At 48.0% G+C, this 2094-nt stretch carries 2 protein-coding genes; both read right to left on the bottom strand.

Annotated elements, in window-relative coordinates:
• Positions 1-1090 (bottom strand): urocanate hydratase (gene hutU, locus AB4496_RS25735; protein ID WP_372132688.1); only part of this gene is annotated, 1090 nt, incomplete at its 3' end.
• 78 nt (positions 1091-1168) lie between these two features.
• Positions 1169-2094, bottom strand: a 926-nt coding sequence (hutG, locus tag AB4496_RS25730; RefSeq protein WP_372132686.1) for a formimidoylglutamase, incomplete at its 5' end; no start/stop codon positions are given.

Here is a 2094-nt window from a genome sequence, read left to right as displayed (position 1 = left end):
GGAACGGGCCGATGCCTTCGCAGAATAAAGGACGAATATAAGCAGGAACGAAACCTGGGAAATCAAATGCGTTTTCCACTCCTTCTTCAAGTGCCATTTGGCGAATGTTGTTGCCGTAATCTACGGTCGCAGCGCCACGGTACTGAAGATCTAGCATAGCTTGAACTTGAATAGCCATAGATTGCTTAGCGGCTTTCACCACTTTTGCTTCATCAATAGTACGTTCTTGTGCTGCTTTCTCCATCGTCCAACCTTGCGGCAAGTAGCCGTTCAGCGGATCGTGGGCAGAGGTTTGGTCAGTCACTACGTCAGGCGTGATATTGCGTTCAACAAGCTCTGGGAATACATCTGCTGCGTTACCGAGTAGGCCAACAGAGATTGGTGTGTCTGATTCTTTAATCATTGCCATCGCTTCATCTATGCTGGTGGCTTTTTTGTCGACATAGCCTGTACGCAAGCGGTAATCGATTCGTGATTCATCACATTCAACCGCAATCATCGAGAAGCCAGCCATAGTCGCTGCGAGAGGTTGAGCACCGCCCATACCGCCAAGACCACCCGTTAGAACCCACTTGCCGTTTGCTTCTCCTTGAAAGTGCTTCTTCGCGATAGCGACAAACGTTTCATAAGTGCCTTGAACGATGCCTTGTGAGCCAATGTAAATCCAGCTACCTGCGGTCATCTGGCCGTACATCATCAAGCCTTCTTTATCGAGCTCGTTGAAGTGTTCCCAGTTCGCCCAGTGTGGAACAAGGTTCGAGTTAGCGATCAGTACGCGAGGTGCGTTTTTATGTGTCGGGAACACGCCCACAGGTTTACCTGATTGAACAAGCAACGTTTGGTCGTCTTCTAAACGCTCTAATACTTCAACAATCTTGTCATAACATTTCCAATCACGTGCCGCGCGACCGATACCGCCATACACAACCAGTGCATGTGGATGTTCTGCCACATCAGGGTCTAGGTTGTTCATCAGCATACGCAGTGGTGCTTCTGTTAACCAAGATTTAGCGCGCAAAGTGGTGCCATGAGGTGCGCGAATTTCGCGAGTCGTGTCGAGACGAGGGTCACTGTTGTGGTGTTCCGTCATTTTGGAATTCCTTCTGTTTCACGTTATATCGTTGTAGTTGTAGTTGTAGTTGTAGTTGTAGTTATCGGTATAGCTGGATTAGTCGCTGGCCATTGCACTGGCTATATCCCAACACAAACGTGCCGCCAATCGAGCCGTTTGGCCATCGATGTCGTAGTCTGGGTTGTATTCCGCAATGTCCGCGATAATGAGTTTTTCACTGTGTTTGAAAATCTGTTCTAGAAACGGAGCGAGTGCTTCATAGCTCACGCCTCTTGCCGCTGGTGCACTTACGCCCGGCGCAGTCGCTGCGGGGAATACATCGAGATCAATGGTGAGATAGAGGTAATCACATTCAGCGATGAATTTTTGCAACGTAACCAGTTGAGCGACTTGGTTAACTTGGGTCATGTTGCGGTCGTGTTCATACCAAACACCCAGTTGGTCAGCTTTGTTAAACAGCGCTTTGGTATTGCTAGCAGCACTCACGCCAAGACAAGCGTAATGAAACGGCCATTGATGTGTATGGCAGTAATCACTTATCTGGTTGAAAGGCGTGCCTGAGCTCGGTTTAACATCGGCGATTTCGCTTTCAAATTCACGAAGATCAAAGTGAGCATCAAAGTTAACGATGCCGATCTTAGGTTTGTGTATTGGCTGATCTTTATCAATACGTTCAGTTTTATGAAGGCGTTCTGCTTTATGTAAATGTTCCGCGAGGCCTTGGAAAGATGCCCAAGCAACTTCGTGACCACCGCCAAGGGTAATCACTTTGTTGGTTGATAAAGCATTAGCAATAACAGAAGCACACTGTTTTTGACTGACTTCGAGTTGACCATCGTTACATTCGATGTCACCAAGGTCCGCGATGTGTGTATCACTGTGCCAAGCCATATTAGCCAACGCTTGACGAATCAGGTTGGGTGCTTGTCTTGCGCCCACTCGTCCTTTGTTTCTTGCAACGCCTGCATCGCTGGCAAAGCCAACTAAGGCGATAGCGCTATCAGTAAGCTCGTTACCTAAAT

It is taken from the genome of Vibrio sp. 10N.222.46.A1, from assembly GCF_041473595.1.
GTDB classification, from domain to species: domain Bacteria; phylum Pseudomonadota; class Gammaproteobacteria; order Enterobacterales; family Vibrionaceae; genus Vibrio; species Vibrio tasmaniensis_A.
The sequence above is the reverse complement of the archived record's forward strand: the minus strand, read 5'-3'. Positions and strand labels throughout refer to the sequence as shown.